The sequence below is a fragment of the Nocardia sp. NPDC088792 genome (genome assembly GCF_044750615.1).
Lineage (GTDB): Bacteria > Actinomycetota > Actinomycetes > Mycobacteriales > Mycobacteriaceae > Nocardia.
Window position 1 is genome coordinate 180,112 of sequence record NZ_JBIVKC010000009.1, and the last position, 23,041, is coordinate 203,152.

Sequence of the window (23,041 nt, forward strand, 5' to 3'; positions counted from 1 at the left end):
CGCTACCGGCCTTTTCGTTTGCGGGCGGGGTTCGGTGTTCGCTGGCAGTATTCGGGCGGTGTAGAGCCGCCTGTCGGGCATGGGTCGCGCCGGGCCGGGTGCGGCATGCTGTAGGTATGTGTTTGGTGCTGCTCGGGTGGCGGGCGCATCCGGAGTATCGGTTGATCGTCGCCGCCAACCGGGATGAGTTCTTCACCCGCCCAACGGAATCGCTGCGCTGGTGGGATGAGGTACCGGGACTGCTGGCCGGGCGGGATCGGGGCGCGGCGGGGCCGGTTCCGGGCACCTGGCTGGGTGTCGCCCAGAATTCGCACCGGTTCGCCACCGTCACCAATGTGCGCGGGCAAGAGGCCGTGCGCGCCGACGCGCGGTCGCGCGGGGCGCTGCTCATGGATTTCCTGCGCGGCGACAGCGGCCCGGAGAAGTTCGCGCGCGGAGTCGCCGCCGCGCCCGACGATTACAACGGGTACAACCTGGTGATCTCGGATCTGGAAACGCTGTGGTGGCACAGCAATCAGAGCGAGCGGACACCCCGTGAACTCCCGCCGGGCTTCCACGGACTGTCCAACAGCGCCGTCGCCGGCACCCTGCAACCCGACGGTGCGGTCACCACCGGCACCGCGGACCCGGCCTGGCCGAAGGTCCGCGAGGGGGTCCGGGCGCTGCACGCGGTCGTCGCATCCGATCCCGCGGATACCGACGGCTATCTCGCCGTACTGGCGAATCGGGTGCGCGCCACCGACGCGGAACTACCCGACACCGGGATGAGCCGCATGGTCGAGCGCGCGGCCTCGTCCCGCTTCGTCACCCACCCGCTGCACGGAACACGGTGCAGCACCGTGCTACTCGTGCGCGAGGACGGCACGTTCGAGATGACCGAGCGCACGTTCGCCCGCTTCGGGCGGCGGCTCGGCACCGTGTCCTATAACGGCCGCATCGAAATTCCGGCCTAGAGAACAGCGGTGGTTCAGAGAACAGCGATGGCCCGCCCGCCCCGAAGGGAGAGCGGGCCATCGCGGATCCAAGGTGTTACGCGCCCCAGCTGGAACAGCTTGCGCCACCGCTCGAGAGGGTGCACAGGGTCCGCAACAGCGTGAAGAGCATCGACTGAATGCCGGTCATGAGATCTCCAGAATTTGACTAGTCGTTATTGACTCCGTGGTCCGCCCGGCCGGGCGACGCCGACCGATCGGAAGGAGATCAGTTCATGTTGGCGTCGGCCCACTTGGTGGTGCCGTCGGGCGCCTGCATGGTCTGCAGCAGGTCGATGCCCGCCGCGATCAGGGTCGGGCCACCCGCGCCGATGGTGCCGAGGATGCCGCCGATACCGGCGCCGGCGACCAGGCCGGGGATGCAGCCGGCCACGAAGGTCACCACGCAGCCGATGACAGCGCCGACGGCGGTGCCGACGAAGCTACCGATGCCGACCGCGAGGCCGAACTTGGTGGAGAAATCGTTCATCGCCCGCTGGTTCTCGAGCGGGGATGCGATGTCCTTCAGCACGGGGACCGGCTGCACCTGCATGGGCTGGGCAACGGGGGCCGCCGCGGCGGGCTTGTCCGGAGTCACTTCGAGAACGGTGTTGTCGTTCTTGAGATCCGACTTCACCGGAATGTTCGTGCCCGCGATCTTGAAGTCCAGGGGGAAGGACATGACCGTCGCGCCCGAGGTGTCCTTGACGTTGACCACCGTCTGCTTGGGGTCGTCGGGCGTTGCGCCATCCTGCTGCGCGAGTTCGAACGTGCCGTTCTTCAGGGCGGACACGACAGTCTTGGTGTCCTGTCCGTTCGCGTCCTTGGTGTCGACCATCTTGGTCGAGTAAGCGATGTCCGCAGGCTTGGCGGGATCATCGGCGTGGGCAGTAGACATCCCAACGGTCATTGCGCCTATGACCAGGGCAGCCGCCGCAGTGGTGCTGCGAAGCTTCATTCGGTTGTTTTCCAATCCGTCATCAGGTAATCCGCTGTGTGCGTCTCCGCCACGCGAGGCCCGGCTTCCCTCGGGCCAGCCCACGCGCTAGGACGAGTCCTCCCCGAGCATGTGAAGACGCGCACAGCTGTCGGACAGCGTGAGCCTAGTCGATCACATTACGATTTGCGAGATTCCTTTCTTTCCGCAGGACAACGGCTTTCGAAGTAAGCCTGCCCTTTGTTATGGGCGTGATTTGCCGGGATTTACGGTGTGGGAACACCCTGGACAGCTAAGTTACCGGCGGGTAACTTACTGTCCATTAGGATACGAGCCAACCCGGGCAGAACCAGGCTGCCCGCACCGGAGCTCGTAGAACCGTAAGAGAGGTCGCGACATGAATGCCCTGACAGTGACGCTGGGCACGATTGGGGCGGTGTTCACAGTTTTCTGTTGGGCATCGTTCATCGGAGGCGTACGGAACATCGCGCGCACCGTCATGGTCGGCCAGTCCGCACCCGATCGGTGGCGGCCGTTCCTCCCTCGCATCAAGACCATGCTCGTGGAATTCATCGCGCACACGCGCATGAACAAGTTCCGCACGGTCGGCTGGGCCCACTGGCTCGTCATGGTCGGATTCCTGCTCGGTTTCATCCTGTGGTTCGAGGCATACGGGCAGATCTTCAACCCCGAATTCCATTGGCCGATCATCGGATCATGGGGCATCTACCACCTGGTGGACGAAATCCTCGGCATCGGAACGGTAGTCGGCATTCTGGTGCTGATCGCCATCCGCCAGCTGAATCACCCGCGCGTGCCCGACCGCCTTTCCCGGTTCAGCGGTTCCAAATTCGCGCCCGCCTACGTGATCGAAACGATCGTCCTCGTCGAGGGCCTGGGCATGACCTTCGTGAAGGCCGGCAAGATCGCCACCTATCACGAATCCAGCACCTGGAGCGACTTCTTCACCGAGCAGGTGGCCAAGCTGCTGCCCGAGTCGGTCGTCATGGTGTCGATCTTCGCGTTCATCAAGCTGATCTCCGGCGCCACCTTCCTGCTGCTGGTCGGCCGCAACATCACCTGGGGCGTGGCCTGGCACCGTTTCGCGGCCTTCCCGAACATCTACTTCAAGCGTGAGGACGACGGCAGCGTCGCCCTGGGCGCCGCGAAGCCGATGATGTCCAACGGCAAGCCGATCGAGATGGAGACCGCCGACCCGGACAACGACACGTTCGGTGTCGGCAAGTTCGAGGACTTCTCCTGGAAGGGCATTCTCGACGTCACCACCTGCACCGAGTGTGGTCGCTGCCAGTCACAGTGCCCGGCATGGAACACCGGTAAGCCGCTCTCGCCCAAGCTGTTGATCATGTCGCTGCGCGATCACGGTTACGCCAAGGCCCCCTACCTGCTGGCCGGCGGCCGCAAGGATATGGGCGGCGACGAGATCGGTCTCGTCGACAAGGACGGCAAGCCCAACGAGCGTGCGCTGGCGCAGGTTTCGGAGGCCGCGCGTGCCGAGGCCGAGCGGCCGCTGGTCGGTGGTGAGGATGTGCACGGGGTCATCGATCCGGAGGTGTTGTGGTCGTGCACCACGTGTGGTGCGTGTGTGGAGCAGTGCCCGGTGGATATCGAGCATGTCGATCACATCATCGATATGCGCCGCTATCAGGTGTTGATCGAGTCGGAGTTCCCCTCCGAGCTGGCGGGGTTGTTCAAGAACCTGGAGAACAAGGGCAACCCGTGGGGTCAGAACGCCAAGGACCGCTTGAATTGGATCTCGGAGGTGGACTTCGAGATTCCGGTGTTCGGTAAGGACGCCGACAGCTTCGACGGTTACGAATACCTGTTCTGGGTGGGCTGTGCGGGTGCCTATGAGGATCGGGCGAAGAAGACCACCAAGGCCGTGGCCGAGCTCTTGGCGACGGCGGGGGTGAAGTTCATGGTGCTGGGTCAGGAGGAGACCTGCACCGGTGACTCGGCACGCCGCGCGGGTAACGAGTTCTTGTTCCAGCAGTTGGCGATGCAGAACATCGAACTGCTGAACTCGGTGTTCGACGGTGTCGAGCAGGCCAAGAAGAAGATCGTGGTCACCTGTGCGCACTGCTTCAACGCACTCAATAACGAGTATCCGCAGGTGGGCGGCAATTACGAGGTGGTGCACCACACCCAGTTGCTGAACCGGCTGGTGCGGGCCAAGGCGCTGATCCCGGTGTCGCCGGTCGCGCAGAACGTCACCTATCACGACCCGTGCTATCTGGGCCGGCACAACAAGATCTACAACGCGCCGCGTGAGCTGATGGAAGCCTCGGGCTCGACTTTGGTCGAAATGCCGCGCCACGGTGAGCGTTCCATGTGCTGTGGCGCCGGTGGCGCACGCATGTGGATGGAAGAACAGCTCGGCAAGCGCATCAACATCGACCGCGTGGATGAGGCCCTCGATACGTTGAAGGGCGGTAACGAGCCGTCGATGATCGCGACCGGCTGCCCGTTCTGCCGGGTGATGCTCACCGATGGTGTCACCGCTCGTAAGGATGGCGGCGAGGTCGGTCAGGGTGTCGAGGTCGTCGATGTCGCCCAGCTCATGTTGCAGTCCATCGACCGCGTCGATTCCGCGGTGCTGACGCAGAACCTGAAGGTCATCCAGACCCCGAAGGTCGAAGAGCCCGAACCGGTCTCGGAACCCGAACCGGTCAAGGCCGAGGCCGCGGTCGCCGAGGCGCCGGCCGAGTCGGCCACGAAGGCTCCGGCCGGTGGTGGCCTGGGTATGAAGGGCGGCGCGAAGGCCCCCGGTGGCAAGGGCCTGGCCATGAAGGGCGGCCTGAAGGCACCGGGCGCAAAGGCCGCGGCCCCCGCCGAAGCGGCCCCGGCCGCCGAGGCAGCCTCCGAGGCGACCGCGGCACCGGCTCCGGCCAAGGGTCTCGCCATGAAGGGCCCCGCGAAGGCTCCGGGCAAGGGCCTGCAGATGAAGGGCGGCCTCGAGGCCCCCGGCGCGAAGGCAGCCGCCGACACCACGGCACCGGCCGCCGACGCGGCAGCAGCCGAATCCGCTTCGGCCCCGGCCGAATCCGCGGCTGCGGAGACCAGCGCTCCCGCGGCCCCGACCGCCAAGGCGGGCGGCCTGGCCATGAAGGGCGGGCTCAAGGCGCCGGGCGGCAAGGGCCTCCAGATGAAGGGCGCAGCCAAGGCGCCGGGCGCCAAGCCCGCCGCATCGGCCGATTCGACTGCGGCTCCGGCGGATTCGGCCTCGGCCGAGTCGGCTCCCGCTCCGGCGGAATCCGCGGCCACGGAATCCACTGCGGCAGCGGCCACCCCGGCCGCCGCCACCGAGGCAAAGCCGTCCATCGCCCCCAAGGGCCTGGCCATGAAGTCGGGTCTGAAGCGCCCCGGCCCCAAGGCCCCCGGCGCAACGGCCCCGGCTCCGGCTCCTGAGACCGAGGCCCCCGTGGCCCCGGCCGCATCCGCTCCCGCGGAAGCTGCCGCTCCGGCGACGGCCACTGCGACCGATCCGGCTCCGGAATCGGCCCCGGCCGAGCCCACCGCCGAAAGCAACGGCGGTAACGGCACTGCCGCGAACCCGCCGGCCGCCAAGCCGGGCGGTCTCGGTTTCAAGTCGGGTATGAAGGCCCCGGGCCGAAAGAACTGACGGCCGAAAGCAATAGCTGAAGGGCGCGCCTACCACCGGTAGGCGCGCCCTTCCTCGTTCAACGAGGCGCTTCGTGCCGTCGGCTGCTGTCGATGGCTGTTTGCCTGCGCGCCGGTCGAGGGACCGATTTCGGGGCATGAGGGCCGAACAGGCTAACGCCGGGCAACATTCTCGAGCGGTTTCGCCCATACTGCAAGGTATGACGGATGCGCGGGCGGTGCGGGTGGAGATCGGGGTGGAGTCGCTGGGCGGGGTGCGGATCGCGGATGCGGCGGGGGCCACGCGGGTGGAGTTGTGTACTGGATTGTCGGTCGGGGGGCTGACGCCGGGGGCGGGGTTGGTGGATGCGGCGGTGCGGGCGGCGGGGCATACCGAGGTGCATGTGCTGATTCGGCCGCGGCCGGGGGATTTCCGGTATTCGGCCGAGGAGGTCGAGCTGATGAAGACCGATATCGTGCGGGCGCGGGAGCTGGGGGCCGACGGGGTGGTGATCGGCGTGCTGGACGAGGGCGGGAATGTGGACGCGGCGGCGAACTCGGAACTGCTCGGCGCGGCCGAGGGTATGGAAGTCACCTTTCACCGCGCGTTCGATGTGTGCACCGACCCGTACGCGGGCTTCGATCGCTTGCTGGAGCTGGGTTTCACCCGGCTGCTCACGTCGGGCCGCCAGGTTTCGGTCCTGGACGGCGCCGCACTGATCGGGCGGCTGGTGTCGCTCGCGGACGGGCGCATCGATGTGATGGCCTGCGGCGGTCTGCGCGCCGACAATGCGCGCCGGGTGATCGAACTGACCGGCGTGCGTGATCTCCATGCCGCCGTGCGCATTCCGGTGCCCGGCATGACCCAGAACGACAGCGAGGTGTCCTTCGCCGAATTCGGCGTCCCCGGCGGCTTCGATCATTTCCAGACCGACGCCGCGGGTGTGGCCGCCCTCTGCGAGGCGGCCCACTTCAGCGCGTGAGACCGGCCACCGGATGAATCCGCCTGCCAGGCAGACTCATCCGGCGTGGCGACTTATCCGCCAGGCAGGCTCATCCGGCGTACAGGCTCATCGGGCGTCGAGGATCATCCGACGTACAGGCTCGTCGAGCGTGCCGGGTCATCCGGCGTGCCGGGTCATCCGGCGTGCGGGGTCATTCGGGCGTGCGGGATCATCCGGCGTGCGGGGTCATTCGGGTCGCGAATGCCGTCCGCCGCGCGGCGGCTCGGGCGGCCAGGGCGGATCCTGCCGCCCGGTGGCCTCCGGCCAGGACGGGTCGTTGCCCGGCCAGGATGGATCCTGGCCGGACCAGGAGTCGTCGTCATCGGTCCAGGCGCGGTCGTCCTCGGCCCAGGATTGATCGTCCTGCGCCCACGAGCCGGTGCCGTGCTGTTCGGGGAAGGGATCGCCCTGGAACCAGGACCCGCGGGCGCTGTTCGGTTCGTTCCGCTGCGGGTTCGGCTGCACCACACTGGTTCTCGGCACGGTCGGCGGTTCACCCGATCCGGAGACGGTGGGGTTCGGGCCGCTGTGCGGCGCGACCGGTTGGGAGCCGGTCCAGGCGGGCGGATACTCGCCGCTGCCGGGCTCATAGGGCCCCGGCTGCTGCGGTACTCGAGGTTGCGAGCCGGTATTCGGCACCGCCGGGTGTTCTCCGGTGTGCGACAACACCACGGATGCTCCGGTCCACGGCGCGGACAGCTGTTCGCCGCTGTCCGGCCCGGTGTCCCGTCGTTGCGACCGCGGCTGGGCTCCGGTGCCCGGCACGGCCGGTTGTTCGCCGCTGCGCCCGGTTTGCGAATCTCGCCGCGCCCCACCGGTTTGCGGGTCCCGTGGCCCGCCGGCGCGGTCGTCGCCACGCAGTCCGCCGGACTGCGCGCCACCGCGGACCGCGGGTTGCGCGCCGGTGCGGGGGCCGGTGCGGCGCGCGCCCGCGCGACCCGGATTCTGTTGCGCCTCACCGGTCCGCGGGTATTCCGCACCGCCGCGACCGCGTGCCGCACCGCCGCGCGGACCGCCGGCGAGGGCGAGTTCCTCTTCGTATTCGTCTTCGTCGTCGTATTCGTCGTCATGGTCGTGATCGTCGTGGCCGCCGGAGCCGAAGGGCCGGGCGAGCAGGACGGCGATCACCGTGGTGAGCGGGACGGACAGCGCGAGAGCGATGCCGCCGACCGCGGATCGCGCGATCTCGATACCGACCGCGTCCCCGGTCAGCACATCGCGAATCGACCGTCCCGCCACGCTGAACAGCAGCAGCAAGGGCAGTGCGCCACCGGCGTAGGCGAGCACGAGGGTGTAGACGGTACTGGCGATGTGGTCGCGCCCGACGCGCATGGCCGCGGCGAAGATGCTGCGGCGCGAGGCATGCCGGTCCAGTTCGGCCAGCTCGAAGGCCGCGGAGGCCTGGGTGATGGTGACATCGTTGAGCACACCGAGCGAGCCGATGATGAAGCCCGCCAGCAGCAGTCCGGTAATGCTCACATGCTGCAGGTAGGTGGCGACATTGGTGTTCTGTTCCTCGGACAACCCGGTCAGATGGGTCATCTTCAAGGCCACCCAGGACAGCACCGCGCCCACGATCATCGAGGTGAGCGTCCCCAGGAGTGCGGAACTGGTGCGCAGATTGACGCCGTGCGCGAGGTACAGCACCGCGTAGAGAATGATCGCTCCCGCCACCAGTGCCACCGGTATGGCGGGTTTCCCGTCCAGCATGGCGGGCAGCAGGAATCCGACCAGCACACCGAAGGCGACGACCAGGCCGAGTAGTGCGCGCAGGCCGCGCCAGCGCGCCACCACGATCACCACCACCGCGAAGACGCCGACGATGATGCTCAGCGGCATGCCGCGCGAGTAGTCGTCGAAGGAGTAGAGGGGTGCGCCGCTGGGATCGTTCTGCCGGACCAGCCGGATGTGATCCCCGGCGGACAGCTCGGGTTGTCCTGGGCCGGGCGCGATTTCGAGCAGGGTGAAACTGCCCTTCGCGGGCCCGGATTCGATGCTGACGATGCTGCGCTGGCAGTTGTATCCATTGGCGCGCGGCAGCAGCGGTTGATCGGTGAATGTCTTGCCCTGCGAAGGACTTCCGCACGCGCCGATGTCCTGTTTCACGACGGTGCCGGCTTCGGTCTGCACGGCGCCGCCGCCCTGGTTCTGCATGGGCAGCGGGATGTCGATGTGCTGATGGCTGGGCCACAACCAGATCAGTCCCCCGAGCACCACCACGGCGATGACCGCGAGCAGCCCGATGACCACGCGTTTTGCGTTGGCGCCGATCGCGATGGGTCCGGAATGGTCGTGGTGGTGATGGTGGTGGTGATCGCTCACTGGGCGAGCCTAAAGGAAAACCGTTTCTGACATGCTGAGAGGTTCTTGGCAACCATTTCGGCTCGGGGTAATCGCATCGAATGTCCGGAAACGGAGAGGGCGAATAGCCGAAAGTGCGAGAAAAGTGGGAGGGGGCGGCGGAGAGCAGGGGGATGTCTCCGCCGCCCGGGTGCCAGCGGCCCAGGGGGGGTAGGCGGCTGACACAGGGCCGGACGAACCAGGGGGGGTAGTTGGTCCGGCCTGGGCACTCTGGGTGCCGAGGACCACTGTACACAAAAGACGGTTCTTTGCGCTAGCTAAGTCTCTAAAAACCGACCTTTTTCGTACTCACGGTCTGTTTTGGTCGAGGTCACACACGCGCCAGGAGGAAAACTCCGCCTGGCGTGGACGGGACATTACTGCCGGTACGAGGCCAGGAAATTGCCGAACCGCTCGATCGCGACCGACAGATCCCGCGCCCACGGCAGCGTCACGATCCGCAGGTGATCATGGTGCGGCCAGTTGAACCCGGTGCCCTGCACCATCAGGATCTTCTCCTGCAACAGCAGATCCAGCACCAGCTTCGAATCATCGTGGATCGCATGCACTTCCGGATCCAGCCGCGGGAACGCGTACAGCGCACCGCGCGGCTTCACACAGGACACGCCCGGAATCGTATTCAGCTTCTCCCAGGCCACATCCCGCTGCTCCAGCAGCCGGCCGCCGGGCAGCACCAGATCGTCGATGCTCTGATGCCCACCCAGCGCCACCTGAATCGCATGCTGCGCAGGCACATTCGGGCACAAGCGGGTGGAGGCGAGCAGGTCGATACCCTCCAGGAAGCCTTCGGCGTGCTCCTTCGGGCCGGTGATGACCAGCCAGCCGGACCGGTATCCGGCCACCCGGTACGCCTTGGAGAGCCCGTTGAAGGTGAGGCACAGCAGATCCGGGGCGAGCGTCGCCAGCGAGACGTGCTTGGCGTCGTCGTAGAGGATCTTGTCGTAGATCTCGTCGGCCAGCAGCAGCAGATTGTGCTTGCGCGCCAGGTCCACCACCTGCTGCAGCACCTCGGCCGAGTACACCGCGCCGGTCGGATTATTCGGGTTGATCACGACGATGGCCTTGGTCTTGTCGGTGATCTTGGATTCCATATCGGCGATATCCGGCTGCCAGCCGTTCGACTCGTCCGACAGATAGTGCACCGGCGTGCCGCCCGCGAGCGAGGTCATGGCCGTCCACAGCGGATAGTCGGGCGCCGGGATGAGCACCTCGTCGCCATTGTCGAGCAGCGCCTGCATGACGATGGTGATCAGCTCGGAGACGCCGTTACCCAGGTAGACGTCGTCGACATCGAACTCCGGGAAGCCGGGGACCAGCTCGTACCGGGTGACGATGGCCCGCCGCGCCGGCAGGATGCCCTTCGACTCCGAGTACCCCTGCGCGTACGGCAGCGCCGCGATCATGTCGCGCATGATGACGCTCGGCGCCTCGAACCCGAACGGCGCGGGATTGCCGATGTTCAGCTTCAGAATCCGATGTCCCTCGGATTCCAGCCGTGCCGCATGCGCGTGTACCGGGCCCCGGATCTCGTAGAGAACGTTCTGCAGCTTGGTGGACTGCTCCAGGACACGCGGGGACCTGTGCGGGGGGTGACTCGAGGCGCTCACTTGTCCAATGGTGCCATTCGCCCGCAATCCGAATTTTTCAGCGCGATGTATCGGGCGGCAGCACCCCTTTGACGGCGGTGGATCCGCAGAACTCCTCGATGCGTTCGTCCAGTTCCCGGGCTTCCGGTGTGTTGCGGAACTCGGGGCTCGCTAGGCGTTGCCGTAGGGCGGTGAGCCGTTCCTCGAGTTGGGCGATGCGCTTGTCCTCGTCCAACTCCAGCACCGGTTCCAGTGCCTCGGTGGCTCCGTCGAGACTGCCCCTGATCAGGTGCGCGGCCGCATTGTCGATGCGCGCGAGCGCCTCGGCGCCGTAGGACCGCTTCTCGGTGGGGCCACTCGTATACAGCTCGATCGCCCGCCGCGTCGCCTCCAGCGCCTGCTCGGCCTCGCCGAGATGGATGTAGGTGGCGCCGGCGTAGTAGTGACTCTTGGGTTCGTTGAATCCGAATACGCCCCCGACCTCGTCGTGTAGCGAGTCGCTGGTCTGGACGTCGCGGGCGTCGTGTGCGGCGCGGATACAGCGTTCGGTGTCATTGGTGCTGCCCAGGCGCGACCAGATGCGGGCCTCGATATTGAGCAGTCGCACCTTGGAGGTCGCGGATTCCGCGTACTGGTGACCGTTCTGCGCCAGGACGACGCCGCGCCGCGGCCGATCGGCGCGGTATTCGATGAGCGCCTGCATGCCACGGGTCCAGGCGCGCAGGCCGTTGTGCCCGCACAGTTCGGCGTAAGCCCATGAGGCCCTGGCCTGTTCACCGGCGGCGTCGAAATAGCCGAGGTCGGTGGACGCGTTGGCGAGCAGACCGGACAGCGTGCCGGCCAATAGATATAGATGTGAGGTGTCCACCGGACGCTGGTGACCCTCGAGCAGCCGGTAGACGCGGCGGCGCACCCGCAGCATCTCCACCATCATCGGTACCGGCGGTACGTGCACGTAATCGTTCGCAATGCGTGTGACATCGGCGTCGAGCTGTTCCAAGGTGGTGGCACCCACATTGGTGCTTTCGGCCCTGCCGGCATGCTCACTCGCTTCATGGGCAGCCGCCATGATCAGATCCCTCTCCGAAATCGCCGCTAACGCATCGCCCCTCATTGCACCCGTGTCGACGAGTGCCAGCAGTTCCGCGTCGCTGGAATAACTGGCCTGCGCCGCCGCGCCGTACGACACATCGGACACACCGTGCCGCGCATCGGAAACGCCTTGGCGCACATCGAGACCGGGTACGGTGGGGCGGTCACTCGAGGGCTGCTCGATCAAAGCCGCGAACCGTGCCCGCACAACATCGTCGGACCGGGCAAGGGATGTGTCCAATGCGGCCTGGTTGATCGGCCGGGGGTGCACCCTGGCGCCCCCGGCCTCCCATTTCGAGACCAGGCGTTCGTGCACACCGAGATGCGCCGCGAACTCCCGGATACTCATCCGCTTGGCATCGCGGAGGGCTCGGGCCTCTTTGCCTGACCACTGCCGGACCACGACGTCATCCCTTCCGAACGAACTCCGATGTCCAGGGTACGAGCGGGAAGTGGCCACGGCCACAACCGAAACCTACCTGTCACCAGCCTTAATGCGGATCGGTAATGGAGCTCTTCACAGCTTCGTTCGCAGAGACAGCGGAAAGGCAGCGTAAGGGGGGCGTGGGGGCGTTTTCACATCGCGCCCACCGGCGGGACCCTGGAGTCAGCGGCCGAGAGGCGGGGATTGTGAACGCGGACAAGCTCAGAACCGTCGAGGATTGGGTGGCGTACTACCGGCACGAATTCGGACTCCCGGTCGTGGAGCGCGGCGGCTTCGTCATGCTCCCGGTCACGAATCACATCGGCGTCGTGCACCTTCCGGTGCGACGGGCCGAAAAGGTCCGTGCCGCACTGCAAAACCAGCAGCGGTCGGGTCCGATGCTGGCCCGCCAGATTCGCTGGAGTTTTCTCGCCGAGCCGGATTCCCGCCCCGGAGAACAGATCATGGAGGTACTGAACCGCCTGGATATCGGCATTCCCGCCGCCGGCAGCGCCGTCATGCTCCCCACGGGGCTCGGCCGCTGGACCCGCGAAGGATGTCATTGGGTGACACCGCCCACCAAGGATTCGAAGCTCCCACCCCTGTCGGCAATCATTACGACAGCTCTGGCGGTGGGAACCGGAAGCGAGGACTGAACGCAGCCGGTCCTCGCACACCGGCGCGGGGCACGCGCCGGCCCACCGAGTCCGCCCCTTTCTGGCAGTCGACGGGGCGGACTCGGCGGGTGAACGGACAAATAACCCAAATGAGTTGGGGGCGAATTCTGTTGAGCCGACAGGCCAAGGTCAGTTGCCCGGCGGGGCCGCGGGCGGGAACAGCGGCGGCAAGGTCGGCACCACGACGGGCGGGAGGCCCGGGATGATGGTGATCGTATTGGGGCCGGGCGCGGGTGGCGCCGTCGTCGTGGTGGTCGGGTCGTAGCGCGGGGGCGGCGCGGCCAGCGACTCATTGGTGACGTCGGTGGTGGGGGAAGCAGCCGCCGTGGTGGTGGCGGACGGATGCGTGCTGGTGGCCGACGGGGAGGTGGTCGCCGCATCCGAACTCTGCGAATCATGTTGCAGCACTTGCGGTCCCCAGCCGAGGGTGACACCGATGGCCGCGACCACGACCAGCGCGGCGACCGTCACACCGGCAATGCTGACTTCGCGCCGGCGGCTGAACTTCTCCACCGCCCCCGGTCCCGCCAGCCAGGACGGTGACGGATCCGGCGGTAGCGCAAGGTCGTCGGGCGCGGCCGGGAAGGGCGCGGCGGCGGGCCGCTGCTGCACCGGCCGGGCCAGCAGTGCGGCGCCGCGGGCGGCCACCGTCTCGGGTGCGGCGGGCACCACCACCGGTACGCCCAGCCACCGTCGTAAAACCCTTGCCACCAGCGGAATCTGGGCGCAACCGCCGATCACCACGACGGCCTGGACGGGTTGTTCGGACCGCAGGATGACATCGCGCGCCATGCGCGCGGAGGACTCCACGGCCAGCATGATCAGCGCCTCGAAGTTCTCCTGCGACAGCAGCACCAGCCCCTCCGGCGAGGGCAGCGCGACCGCGCTGCTGGTGGAGAGCTGTTCCTTCGCGGTGCGGCACAGGGCATCCAGTTCGATCAGCCCGTCATGCCCCTCCGGATGGGCGATTCGCCCGGATGCGATCTGCTGCTCCCGGATCAGCGCATCGAGGTAATCACCACTGATATCGCTGGTCCGCTCGCTGAAACAGATCTGCCGGGTGGCGGTGTCCAGCACCGTCACCGATAGCCCGGACGCGCCGAGATCGTAGAGCGCGACGGTGCCGGAGCCGGACCCCGGGAGGTGCTGCGCGAGTTCACCGGAGTATTCGAGAAACTCCAGCGCCGCAATCACATCCGGCACGAGCTCGTAATTGGTGACCTGCCGGCGCGCCAGCTCGGCGCGCAGCGCGCGGGCATGCTGTTCGTCCCGGTAGGAGATGGCGGTGGCGGCGATCCGCGGATCGGCGGCCAGGATGGCGCCGATGGCGTCGGCCGCCAATTCCTCCACCCGCCGATCACCGGTCGGCACCGCCTGGATATCGAAGGCATCCGGACCGGCGAAAGGCCGCGAGCCACGCCCGGAATCATTTCCGGGGCCGAACGAATTCGGGGCGCCGGAGAACGCATGGGCGCCACCGGAATCGAAGGCAGGGGTATCGGCGGGATTCGCGGTCTGCGGGCGTGCGACGCGCACGGCGCCCGCCCCCAGCGAAACTCCCAGTACCGAACTCATCTGCTGCCCATCTCGTTTCCACACTCCCCGAAGCGCAGAAAGGACGAGCTGCACACTCGGGGGTGGAGTCACTGTACCTGTCGCCGCCACCTTACGACGTGGCGAGCCATCCGTACACCCGGCGCCGGCATCCGATACGGGTACTGCCGGGGCCTCGCTATGAAACCCCCACCGCACCGGCGGCGATTTTCCGGCTCCGCTGCCGCCGGGCGCGGCTCACATAGCATCGATGGGGTGCGAAAACACCGTCGCGCCTGGATGACCGCCATTCTCGTGGCCATTGCCGTGTTCGTGGCGGCACTGTGGCCGGTCTATGTGCGCCCGCGCGTCGACACGCCGGAACACGCCGACGCCATCCTGGTGCTCGGGGGCGCACACGACGGGCGGGAGGAACTCGGGCTGCGGCTGGCGCACGAAGGCTACGCACCGCGGGTACTGATCTCGAACCCCTACGACCACAGCGAACTCGTGAACCGAATCTGCCACGGCGGCTACAGCTTCCAGGTGGAATGTTTCGACCCGAATCCGCGCACCACCCGCGGCGAAGGCCGCTACCTGGCCGAACGCGCCCGGGAGGAAGGCTGGCGGCGGGTGCTGGTCGTCACCTTCACCCCGCATATCTCCCGCGCCCGCCACATTCTCGGAAAGTGCTGGCGGGGCGACATTCTCATGCTGGACGCGCACCCGCGCATCAGCCCGCTCCGCTGGGCCTACCAGTACGTTTACCAGTCGGCCGGTTATCTGAAGGCCGTCTTCGAGGACTGCTGAATCAGTTCCGGGACTGGAAGTTGAGGTAGGCGCGGGAAGGCGTCGGCCCGCGCTGGCCCTGATACTTCGAGCCGGCCGCGGCGCTGCCGTAGGGGTGCTCCGCCGGACTGGTGAGCCGGAACAGGCACAGCTGCCCGATCTTCATGCCCGGCCACAGGGTGATCGGCAGGTTCGCCACATTCGACAGTTCCAGCGTGATGTGCCCGCTGAAGCCGGGATCGATGAACCCCGCGGTCGAGTGCGTGAGCAGGCCGAGCCGCCCGAGACTGGACTTGCCCTCCAGCCGACCGGCCAGATCGTCGGGCAGGCTGCACACCTCGAGGGTGGAGCCCAGCACGAATTCACCCGGATGCAGCACGAACGGCTCCCCCGCGGTGGGTTCCACCAGCGTGGTCAGCTCGTCCTGCCGCTGCGCGGGATCGATATGCGTGTACCGGGTGTTGTTGAACACCCGGAACAAACTGTCCAGCCGCACATCGATGCTCGACGGCTGCACCAGCTTGTCGTCGAACGGGTCGAGCCCGAGACGCCCAGCGGCGATCTCCTTGCGGATGTCGCGATCGGAAAGCAGCACGGGCCTATTCTGCCGACCCGTCCTCATGTCTCCTGGGTCGGGGTGTCGACGGTGGTCTCCACGACCTGCTTCGGTTTGCGGAGGCCCCAGCCGGCGTGGGCTTCGGCGCGCATGCGTTCGACCATGTGGGGGTAGTGGAGTTCGAAGGCCGGGCGCTCGGAGCGGATGCGGGGGAGTTCGTAGAAGTTGTGCCGCGGGGGTGGGCAGGTGGTCGCCCATTCGAGGGAGTTGCCGTAGCCCCAGGGGTCGTCGACGGTGACGAGCTCGCCGTAGCGGTAGGACTTGAAGACGTTCCACACGAACGTGATCATCGACAGGCCGAGGATGAACGAGCCGATGGTGGAAATCGTGTTGAGCGTGGTGAATCCATCGCTCGGCAGGTAGTCGGCGTAGCGGCGCGGCATACCCATGTTCCCCAGCCAGTGCTGCACCAGGAACGTGGTGTGGAAGCCGAGGAACGTGGTCCAGAAGTGGATCTTGCCGAGCCGCTCGTCGAGCAGCCGCCCCGTCATCTTCGGGAACCAGAAGTAGATGCCCGCGAAGGTCGCGAACACGATGGTGCCGAACAGCACGTAATGGAAGTGCGCCACCACGAAATACGTGTCCGAGACGTGGAAGTCCAGCGGCGGCGACGCCAGGATGACACCCGACAGGCCACCGAACAGGAAGGTGACCAGGAAGCCGATGCTGAACAGCATCGGCGTCTCGAAGGTCAACTGGCCGCGCCACATGGTCCCGATCCAATTGAAGAACTTCACCCCCGTCGGCACCGCGATCAGGAACGTCATGAACGAGAAGAACGGCAGCAGCACCGATCCCGTCGCATACATGTGGTGCGCCCACACCGCGATGGACAGTGCGCCGATGGCGAGCGTCGCGTACACCAGCGTGGTGTAACCGAACAGCGGTTTGCGGCTGAACACCGGGAAGATCTCGGTCACGATGCCGAAGAACGGCAACGCGATGATGTACACCTCGGGATGCCCGAAATACCAGAACAAGTGCTGGTAGAGAATGGCCCCGCCATTGGACGGGTCATAGATGTGCCCGCCCAGATGCCGGTCCACCTCCAGCGCCATCAGCGCCGCGGTGAGGATCGGGAAGGCAATCAGCACAAGCACACTCGTCACCAGGATGTTCCAGGTGAAGATGGGCATGCGCCACATGGTCATACCGGGACAGCGCAGGCAGATCACGGTGGTGATCATGTTGACCGCGCCCAGAATGGTGCCGACACCGGCGACGACCAGGCCCATGATCCACATGTCCGCGCCCACGCCCGGCGAGTGTTCGGCCAGGCTGAGCGGCGTGTACGCGGTCCAGCCGAAGTCGGCGGCACCGCCCGGGGTGACGAATCCGAGGGTGGCGATGGTGGCGCCGAACAGGTACAGCCAGTAGCTCAGTGCGTTCAGCCGCGGGAACGCCACATCGGGTGCACCGATCTGCAGCGGCAGCACCGCATTGGCAAATCCGAAGACGATGGGTGTCGCATAGAACAGCAGCATGATCGTGCCGTGCATGGTGAACAGCTGATTGAACTGCTCGGGCGAGAGGAACTGCAGGCCCGGCCGGGCCAGCTCGGTGCGCATCAGTAGCGCCATCAGCCCGGCGATCAGGAAGAACGCCATGGCGGTGAACAGATAGAGGTTCCCGAGCACCTTGGGATCGGTGGTGGTGATGGCCTTCCACAGATAGGAACCCTTGGGCCCCATGCGCCGCGGAAACGGGCGCGTGGGCTCCAGCTGCGGGACTTCCCGGGCGGGCGACGCGGTCATACGTCCTCCTCGGCCGCCGAACAGCATGCGCCGAACCAGTGCCGGCAAATGTTCAGCGCATCCAAAGTTCTTGTGGTGGACGGGTTTTCGACCCTGCCGGAGAGTCTAGATCGATTACGGAAGAAACTCCCTGGTTCGGCAAAAGAAGGTCAACGATCTCCGGCGAGCCCCCGACGACACGACCCGGGATCCCTACGCTGGACTCATGGTCGAAGCAAGCGAATGGAAAGTGGACGAATCCGAACTACGCACGCGGCGCGCCGGCTCCTTCGGCGCCGTCGCCGCGACCTACGCCGCACACCGGCCCGACTATCCGGAGGCCGGTATCCGCTGGGCCCTCGAATCCGCCCCGGCCGGCGCCCCCGAGGTACTCGATCTCGGCGCGGGCACCGGGAAACTCACCGACGGCCTGCGCGCGCTCGGCGCGCGGGTGCACGCCGTCGAACCCGATGCGGACATGCGGGCCGAGTTCGCCCGGCTGCACCCGGATGTCCCGCTCGCCGACGGTTCCGCGGAAGCCGTTCCGCTGCCGGACGATTCGGTGGACGCCGTGGTGGCCGGCCAGGCCTTGCACTGGTTCGACACCGACCGCGCCTTCCCGGAGATCGCCCGCGTGCTGCGCCCCGGCGGCGTGTTCGCGGCCTTCTGGAACACCGACGACCAGAGCGTGGACTGGGTCCGCGACCTCGGCCGGCTCGGCCGCACCCATGTCTCCTTCGAGCGCCGCAGCACCTCGGGCCTGCCCGCCAGCCCGCTCTTCCACCCGTTCGAGCGCACCGAATTCCCGCACTCGCACCGCCGCACCGCCGAGTCCCTCACCGCCACCATCGGCACCCAGTCCCACACCCTGGTGATCGGCCCGGAGGAGCGCGCGCAGCTGCTGGCACGCATCACCGACTACCTGCGCGGTCGGCCGGAAACCGCCGACGGCGAATTCGACTACCCCATCCGTACCCTGGTCATCCGCACAACCCTGGTCTGAGCGGGAGGACGGCGCCCCGGACCCGGCCATACCGGGAAAGAGTTGCCATCGGCGCGGCCGCTTCTGATAGAGTCGCGACTGCAGTTGGACCAACGCCGGTGTGGTGTAGTGGCAACACGCTACCTTCCCAAGGTCGAATTGCGGGTTCGATTCCCGTCACCGGCTCCACCGAAACCCCTTGCCCAGCAAGGGGTTTCGTCGTTTCGAGACCCAGTGGACCGGAAGCCGGTTCCTACTTCGTGCACTCGGTGGCGATGCGCTTGGCGGCCTTGGCCGCTTTCAGCAGGTCATCGCCGGTCAGGTCGATCTTGGTGGAGGTGGGGGTGGGCTGCGTGGTGTTCGCGTCGTCGATGAGCTTCTGGATGCCACTCTGCGAGAGGCCTTCCTGCACATAGATGTTCGCGATGCAGTCGGCATCGGTTTGGCTCAGCTTGCCCTTGTCCTGCAGGGCCTTCGAGATATCGGACACCGACGGCCCGCCGGTGGCGCCCGGGCCGGTGGTGGGGCTGGTGGTCGGCGCGCCGGACGACGTGGTCGGCGCGGCCGTGGTGGTCGTCGCGGCCGCGCTGGTGGTGGCGGGCGCGGACTGCTGACTGTTGCTGCACGCGCTCAGCAGCGGCAAGGCCAGCAGCGCCACCACGACAACGGATTTCCTCATGATTCCCTCCCGAAGCCGGGGCGGATCCCCGTCGGCTTTCGCTGGGGAGATTGCACACCGGCACCGGAGAGTTAACAAGCGGAGATCGAAATCCGTTAGGAGGCGGCGCTCTTCAGGCAGTCGGTGACGATCTTGTTGGTGGCGGTGCGCGCCTTGTCGGCGTCGTCCTTGGTCATGCCCAGCGATTCGGGATCGGCGGCGGTCGCGCTCTTCGAGTCGTTCTTGATCATGAGACGCAGCCCGTCCTGCGAAATACCCTGATCCACATAGATCTTCGCCGCGCAGTCGGCCAGCTTCTGATCCTTCAGACCGCCGTCCTGCAGGGCCTTGGACACCTCGGCCTGGGAGACGGCCGGCTTGTCACCGCCGCTGCTCCCGCAGCCGGCCAGCAGCGGCAGCGCGACCAGCGCCGCGGCGATCAGGGAAATACGCACAGGTTCCTCGCTTCTCGCGAATTGACGGGATGGCCGCAGGAACGATCTCACAGATCCATGGCCGCGCGCAGGGCTGTGTCGATCCGATCCAGTGTCTCCGCGTCCGCGACGTCGATGCGCTCGGCGAGCCAGCCGCGATAGATGCGCCCCAGATTCCCGGCGTGTACCCAGCCGTGCCCGGGAATAGGCACGGCGAGAATGTCGCGGGGGTCCGCATCCTCCACCTCCGCGGCGATCAGCCACGGGCGCGGTGATTCGTTGATGCCGTCACTGCTGATGAGGATGATGTTGCGGCGGCGGGTGGTGGAGCCGTGCGGGCGATAGACCCAGAGTTCACCCTTGCGCACGCAACTCCTGCTCCGCGGCTTCGAGTTCCGCGGCGTCCGCCGTGGCGAGTTCGACCGGGTCCGGCACGGGTCCGAAGCCGAGGCGGACGGCTTCGCGGCGTGCGGCGCGGGAGATCCACGCCGACGGCGACATGCCCGCTCGCGCTGCGGCATCCTGTGCGTACGACCAGGCCGCCTCGTCCAGCGACAGTGTCACTTTTCGGGTTGCCATACCTTTTATCGTACCGCCGTGAGCAGCTATTGGCGTCCCGTCAACGACTGTTAGGGTGAGAGAGGCAAAGTTCTTGCGCGGGGAGCCGTCATGACGAAGTTGAACCACCACCGGACCGGATCGGGCGAACCTTTGGTGCTCGTGCACGGGGTCGGCAGCCACTGGCAGGTGTGGGAACCACTGTTCGAACTGCTCACCGATTCGTTCGAGGTGATCGCGGTGGACCTGCCGGGCTTCGGCGGCAGCGAAACCCTCGAACACACCACGGTATCCACCCTCGCCGACGCACTCGTCGGATTCCTCGCCGCCGAGGGCCTCGAAAAACCGCACCTGGCAGGCAATTCCATGGGCGGCGGCATCGTGCTCGACCTGGCCGCCCGCGGGCTCGCCCGCTCGGTCACCGCATACTCGCCGATCGGGTGCTGGGACACCGCGGGCCGCGTCTGGTGCCAGCAGGCGCTCGGCAACGCCAAGCGGCTCACCAAGGCCCTGCATCCGGCGGTGCCGGCCATCTTCGGCACCGCGGCGGGCCGGTCCGCCTTCCTGGGCCTCGTCTTCGGCCGGCCCTGGGACATCACCGAGCAGGTCGGCATCGACACCGCCGAGGGCGTACTGGGCGCGGGCGGCTTCGATGCCGCGCTGGCCTCCTTCACCGAATTCCGGCTGCCCGATCACACCGCCGTCGCCGATATCCCGGTCACCGTCGCGTGGGGCAACCGTGACATCCTGCTCACGTACGCCACCCAGTCCCGGCGCGCCCGCACGCTGCTCCCCGGCGCACGGCATGTGACACTGCCGGGCAGCGGCCACACGCCGTTCTACGACGACCCGGCAGGATGCGCCCGGCTACTGCTGGACCAGCTGTAAGGATTCGGATCGTGAGTAACAACGTCACCCTGACCTTCGACGGCGACCGCGCCTACGTCGCCCTCGACCGGCCCGACAAGCACAACGGCCTCACCATCGACATGCTGCGCGAACTCGCGCGGGTCGCCGGAATCATCGGCAAGCGCAAGGACATTCGCGCGGTCATCCTCTCCGGTAACGGACCCAGCTTCAGCTCCGGCCTCGATGTCGCGAAGGCCATGGGCAACCCGGTCGACGTGCTGCGCAGCTTCATCCCGCTGCCGTGGCTGGGCACCAACACCTTCCAGGAGGCGTGCTGGGCGTGGCGGCGCCTGCCGCAGCCGGTGATCGCGGTCGTGCACGGCCGCTGCTACGGCGGCGGACTGCAGATCGCGCTGGCCGCCGACTTCCGGTTCGTCACACCGGATTCCGAGTTCTCGGTGATGGAGGCCAAGCACGGGCTCATCCCGGACATGACCGGCGCGGCCACCCTGTCCCGGCTGATCGGGATCGACAAGGCGCTGCTGCTCACCATGACCGCCGATCCGGTGGACGCCGCCTACGCCGAGCGCATCGGCCTGGTTACCGAGGTCACCGCCGACCCGCTGGCCGCGGCGGAGAAACTCGCCGACCGCATCGCGGCCCGCCCGGCGCCCGCGGTGGCGAGCGCCAAACAGCTGTTCGATCGCACCTGGCAGGCGTCCGTGCGGCGAACATTGGCCGTGGAGCGGGCAACTCAGCTGCCGTTGATCGTGCGCCAGGCGCTGAATCGTGGTAGGAACTCTGAGAAGTAAGCCAATTCACGGCAAACAATCCGGTTTGCAGCAACATTAATTCGGGTATCGCTGTTAGCATTTTCACACTTTGCCAACGAGTCGAACTTACTGTGCGACCCGTCACATACTGTGTGGGCCGCGCATTATTCGGCGAGACTCCGGAGGTCCCACCGCATTGACCAAAGCCGCCCCCCTGCTGCTGTCCGCGTTAGCAGGTGCCACGGCCTTGCTCCTTACCGTGACGGCGCCGGCCACAGCCGACCCAAACGCGATCAACCCCATTCCCGTCCTCAACGGCACCAATGGCCTGCCCAACCTGCCAGGACGCACCAAGGCGGTCTTCCAGGTCACCGGCATGGCCAGCCCCAACAACACCGAGAACTACAACGTGCTGGGCACCGACCTCGGCATCATGTGGGACAACGGCAACGGTGAAATGCTCACCGCCTTCGGCGATACCGCCGGCTTGGGCCTCCCCAACCTGCTGATCGGCAGCACCTGGGCGTGGCGCTCCAACATTCTCCTGCGCTCGCACACCCAGAACCCCGGCAACGGCATCTTCTTCGACAGCGTCGTCCGCGACATCTTCGGACAGGCCCGGGATCTCATCCCCAGCCCGAAGATTCCGTTCATCGAGATCAGCCGCATCCCCACCGCGGGCATCGCGGTCGGCGGCACCCAGATCATGAGCATGATGTCGGTCAAGACCTGGGACGACGTCGGCGAATGGACGACCAACTTCTCCAGCATCGCCGTCTCCGGCGACAACGGCGAGAACTGGGTCGAACTGCCCGCCACCCGCCGCCCCAACGACGGCGGCAATGCCAACTTCCAGATGAACGCCTTCGTCAAGGGCGGCGGCTTCGTCTACGAATACGGCACCCCGTCCGGCCGCAACCACCCCGCCTACGTGGCACGCGTTCCCGAGGGCGCCGTCGGCGATCTCGGCGCCTACGAATACTGGGACGGCGGCAAATGGCAGAAGGATGTGAACGCGGCCCAGCCGGTCATCGGCGGCGGCGTCGCCGAGATGTCGGTGCAGTGGAACGACTACCTCGGGCAATACGTCATGCTCACCACGGATCCGTGGAACTCGGTGGTCATGTACACCTCCCCGAACCCGGAAGGGCCGTGGAGCGCGCCGTCGGTGCTCATCGACACGCGGGAACTGCCGACGGCCTACGCGCCGTACATCTTCCCGTACCAGACCGGCCGTGACCTCTACTTCCTCACGACCGTGCACAGCCAGTACAACGTGATCCTCATGCACACCACGCTCTAGAGATTCCCAACTCTCGGGGGCTCTCCGGGGCAAGCCCCTGAAACCCCGCACAGTCGGGGGGGGCCACCCCCCGGGGGGGGGGGCCCGCCCAATGTACGGCCGGTTGCAAAATAAAAGGGGGGTGGGGTGCGTGGGGTTGG

Annotated in this window: 19 protein-coding genes, 1 tRNA gene and 1 pseudogene; 10 read left to right on the forward strand and 11 right to left on the reverse strand. The window is 66.8% G+C overall.

What is annotated here, in order from left to right:
* Positions 1–116: 116 nt before the first annotated feature.
* Positions 117–953, forward strand: a complete 837-nt coding sequence (locus ACIP5Y_RS45670) for an NRDE family protein (RefSeq protein WP_400360073.1) — start codon at positions 117–119, stop codon at positions 951–953.
* A gap of 247 nt (positions 954–1,200) precedes the next feature.
* On the opposite strand, the gene ACIP5Y_RS45675 is transcribed toward ACIP5Y_RS45670, so the two are convergent.
* Positions 1,201–1,869 carry a hypothetical protein gene (locus ACIP5Y_RS45675; protein WP_400360075.1) on the reverse strand — a complete coding sequence of 223 codons (669 nt, stop codon included), beginning with the start codon at positions 1,867–1,869 and terminating at the stop codon, positions 1,201–1,203.
* 436 nt (positions 1,870–2,305) lie between these two features.
* On the opposite strand from ACIP5Y_RS45675, the gene ACIP5Y_RS45680 reads away from it, so the two are divergent.
* Both ACIP5Y_RS45680 and ACIP5Y_RS45685 read left to right on the forward strand, forming a co-directional pair.
* A complete protein-coding gene (locus ACIP5Y_RS45680; RefSeq protein WP_400360077.1) occupies positions 2,306–5,551 on the forward strand; it encodes a (Fe-S)-binding protein in 3,246 nt (1,081 codons plus the stop codon).
* Between the two features lie 199 nt (positions 5,552–5,750).
* The gene (locus tag ACIP5Y_RS45685; RefSeq protein WP_400360078.1) at positions 5,751–6,512 is read left to right on the forward strand and encodes a copper homeostasis protein CutC; all 762 of its coding nucleotides are present in this window, start codon (positions 5,751–5,753) and stop codon (positions 6,510–6,512) included.
* A 1,113-nt stretch (positions 6,513–7,625) separates the two neighbouring features.
* On the opposite strand, the pseudogene ACIP5Y_RS45690 reads toward ACIP5Y_RS45685, so the two are convergent.
* The 3 genes and pseudogenes from ACIP5Y_RS45690 to ACIP5Y_RS45700 all read right to left on the reverse strand — a co-directional run.
* Positions 7,626–8,855: pseudogene (locus tag ACIP5Y_RS45690) on the reverse strand (YibE/F family protein); the annotation flags it as partial.
* Positions 8,856–9,250: 395 nt separating this feature from the next.
* The gene (locus ACIP5Y_RS45695) at positions 9,251–10,510 is read right to left on the reverse strand and encodes a pyridoxal phosphate-dependent aminotransferase (protein ID WP_400360287.1); all 1,260 of its coding nucleotides are present in this window, start codon (positions 10,508–10,510) and stop codon (positions 9,251–9,253) included.
* A gap of 28 nt (positions 10,511–10,538) precedes the next feature.
* Positions 10,539–11,921, reverse strand: a complete 1,383-nt coding sequence (locus ACIP5Y_RS45700; RefSeq protein ID WP_400360079.1) for an XRE family transcriptional regulator — start codon at positions 11,919–11,921, stop codon at positions 10,539–10,541.
* 281 nt (positions 11,922–12,202) lie between these two features.
* On the opposite strand from ACIP5Y_RS45700, the gene ACIP5Y_RS45705 reads away from it, so the two are divergent.
* Positions 12,203–12,652, forward strand: coding sequence for a hypothetical protein (locus ACIP5Y_RS45705; RefSeq protein WP_400360080.1), 450 nt, complete (start codon positions 12,203–12,205; stop codon positions 12,650–12,652).
* A 150-nt stretch (positions 12,653–12,802) separates the two neighbouring features.
* Here ACIP5Y_RS45705 and ACIP5Y_RS45710 read toward each other — a convergent pair whose 3' ends face one another.
* The gene (locus tag ACIP5Y_RS45710) at positions 12,803–14,248 is read right to left on the reverse strand and encodes an Hsp70 family protein (RefSeq protein ID WP_400360082.1); all 1,446 of its coding nucleotides are present in this window, start codon (positions 14,246–14,248) and stop codon (positions 12,803–12,805) included.
* A gap of 234 nt (positions 14,249–14,482) precedes the next feature.
* On the opposite strand from ACIP5Y_RS45710, the gene ACIP5Y_RS45715 reads away from it, so the two are divergent.
* Complete coding sequence (locus tag ACIP5Y_RS45715) at positions 14,483–15,016, forward strand: YdcF family protein (RefSeq protein ID WP_400360084.1); 534 nt, start codon at positions 14,483–14,485, stop codon at positions 15,014–15,016.
* 1 nt (position 15,017) lies between these two features.
* On the opposite strand, the gene dcd is transcribed toward ACIP5Y_RS45715, so the two are convergent.
* Both dcd and ctaD read right to left on the reverse strand, forming a co-directional pair.
* Positions 15,018–15,590 (reverse strand): dCTP deaminase, encoded by a 573-nt coding sequence (gene dcd / locus ACIP5Y_RS45720; protein WP_400360086.1) that lies wholly within the window; start codon positions 15,588–15,590, stop codon positions 15,018–15,020.
* A gap of 23 nt (positions 15,591–15,613) precedes the next feature.
* Entirely contained in the window at positions 15,614–17,365 is a 1,752-nt protein-coding gene (gene ctaD, locus ACIP5Y_RS45725) for a cytochrome c oxidase subunit I (protein ID WP_400360088.1), read from the reverse strand.
* Positions 17,366–17,570: 205 nt separating this feature from the next.
* Here ctaD and ACIP5Y_RS45730 point away from each other — a divergent pair, with 205 nt between their 5' ends.
* Positions 17,571–18,347, forward strand: coding sequence for a class I SAM-dependent methyltransferase (locus tag ACIP5Y_RS45730; RefSeq protein WP_400360090.1), 777 nt, complete (start codon positions 17,571–17,573; stop codon positions 18,345–18,347).
* Positions 18,348–18,441: 94 nt separating this feature from the next.
* A tRNA-Gly gene (locus ACIP5Y_RS45735) sits at positions 18,442–18,515 on the forward strand.
* A 64-nt stretch (positions 18,516–18,579) separates the two neighbouring features.
* On the opposite strand, the gene ACIP5Y_RS45740 is transcribed toward ACIP5Y_RS45735, so the two are convergent.
* The 4 genes from ACIP5Y_RS45740 to ACIP5Y_RS45755 form a co-directional block, all read right to left on the reverse strand.
* A complete protein-coding gene (locus tag ACIP5Y_RS45740; protein ID WP_400360092.1) occupies positions 18,580–19,005 on the reverse strand; it encodes a hypothetical protein in 426 nt (141 codons plus the stop codon).
* Positions 19,006–19,100: 95 nt separating this feature from the next.
* Positions 19,101–19,439, reverse strand: coding sequence for a hypothetical protein (locus ACIP5Y_RS45745; protein ID WP_400360094.1), 339 nt, complete (start codon positions 19,437–19,439; stop codon positions 19,101–19,103).
* Between the two features lie 47 nt (positions 19,440–19,486).
* Positions 19,487–19,786 (reverse strand): hypothetical protein, encoded by a 300-nt coding sequence (locus tag ACIP5Y_RS45750; protein WP_397007478.1) that lies wholly within the window; start codon positions 19,784–19,786, stop codon positions 19,487–19,489.
* Positions 19,773–19,997, reverse strand: a complete 225-nt coding sequence (locus ACIP5Y_RS45755; RefSeq protein WP_400360095.1) for a hypothetical protein — start codon at positions 19,995–19,997, stop codon at positions 19,773–19,775. Before ACIP5Y_RS45755 ends, ACIP5Y_RS45750 begins: the two co-directional genes overlap by 14 nt.
* Positions 19,998–20,087: 90 nt before the next feature.
* Here ACIP5Y_RS45755 and ACIP5Y_RS45760 point away from each other — a divergent pair, with 90 nt between their 5' ends.
* From ACIP5Y_RS45760 to ACIP5Y_RS45770, 3 genes are all read left to right on the forward strand, one after another.
* A complete protein-coding gene (locus ACIP5Y_RS45760) occupies positions 20,088–20,864 on the forward strand; it encodes an alpha/beta fold hydrolase (protein WP_400360096.1) in 777 nt (258 codons plus the stop codon).
* A gap of 11 nt (positions 20,865–20,875) precedes the next feature.
* Positions 20,876–21,637 carry a crotonase/enoyl-CoA hydratase family protein gene (locus tag ACIP5Y_RS45765; protein WP_400360097.1) on the forward strand — a complete coding sequence of 254 codons (762 nt, stop codon included), beginning with the start codon at positions 20,876–20,878 and terminating at the stop codon, positions 21,635–21,637.
* 157 nt (positions 21,638–21,794) lie between these two features.
* Complete coding sequence (locus tag ACIP5Y_RS45770) at positions 21,795–22,901, forward strand: DUF4185 domain-containing protein (RefSeq protein WP_400360098.1); 1,107 nt, start codon at positions 21,795–21,797, stop codon at positions 22,899–22,901.
* Positions 22,902–23,041: the final 140 nt, after the last annotated feature.

Coding starts and splice junctions, on each gene's coding strand:
- ACIP5Y_RS45670 (WP_400360073.1), top strand. CDS start 117: ATGTGTTTGGTGCTGCTCGGGTGGCGGGCGCATCCGGAGTATCGGTTG.
- ACIP5Y_RS45675 (WP_400360075.1), bottom strand. CDS start 1,869: ATGTCTACTGCCCACGCCGATGATCCCGCCAAGCCTGCGGACATCGCT.
- ACIP5Y_RS45680 (WP_400360077.1), top strand. CDS start 2,306: ATGAATGCCCTGACAGTGACGCTGGGCACGATTGGGGCGGTGTTCACA.
- ACIP5Y_RS45685 (WP_400360078.1), top strand. CDS start 5,751: ATGACGGATGCGCGGGCGGTGCGGGTGGAGATCGGGGTGGAGTCGCTG.
- ACIP5Y_RS45700 (WP_400360079.1), bottom strand. CDS start 11,921: ATGAGTATCCGGGAGTTCGCGGCGCATCTCGGTGTGCACGAACGCCTG.
- ACIP5Y_RS45710 (WP_400360082.1), bottom strand. CDS start 14,248: ATGAGTTCGGTACTGGGAGTTTCGCTGGGGGCGGGCGCCGTGCGCGTC.
- ctaD (WP_400360088.1), bottom strand. CDS start 17,365: ATGACCGCGTCGCCCGCCCGGGAAGTCCCGCAGCTGGAGCCCACGCGC.
- ACIP5Y_RS45730 (WP_400360090.1), top strand. CDS start 17,571: ATGGTCGAAGCAAGCGAATGGAAAGTGGACGAATCCGAACTACGCACG.
- ACIP5Y_RS45740 (WP_400360092.1), bottom strand. CDS start 19,005: ATGAGGAAATCCGTTGTCGTGGTGGCGCTGCTGGCCTTGCCGCTGCTG.
- ACIP5Y_RS45755 (WP_400360095.1), bottom strand. CDS start 19,997: ATGGCAACCCGAAAAGTGACACTGTCGCTGGACGAGGCGGCCTGGTCG.
- ACIP5Y_RS45760 (WP_400360096.1), top strand. CDS start 20,088: ATGACGAAGTTGAACCACCACCGGACCGGATCGGGCGAACCTTTGGTG.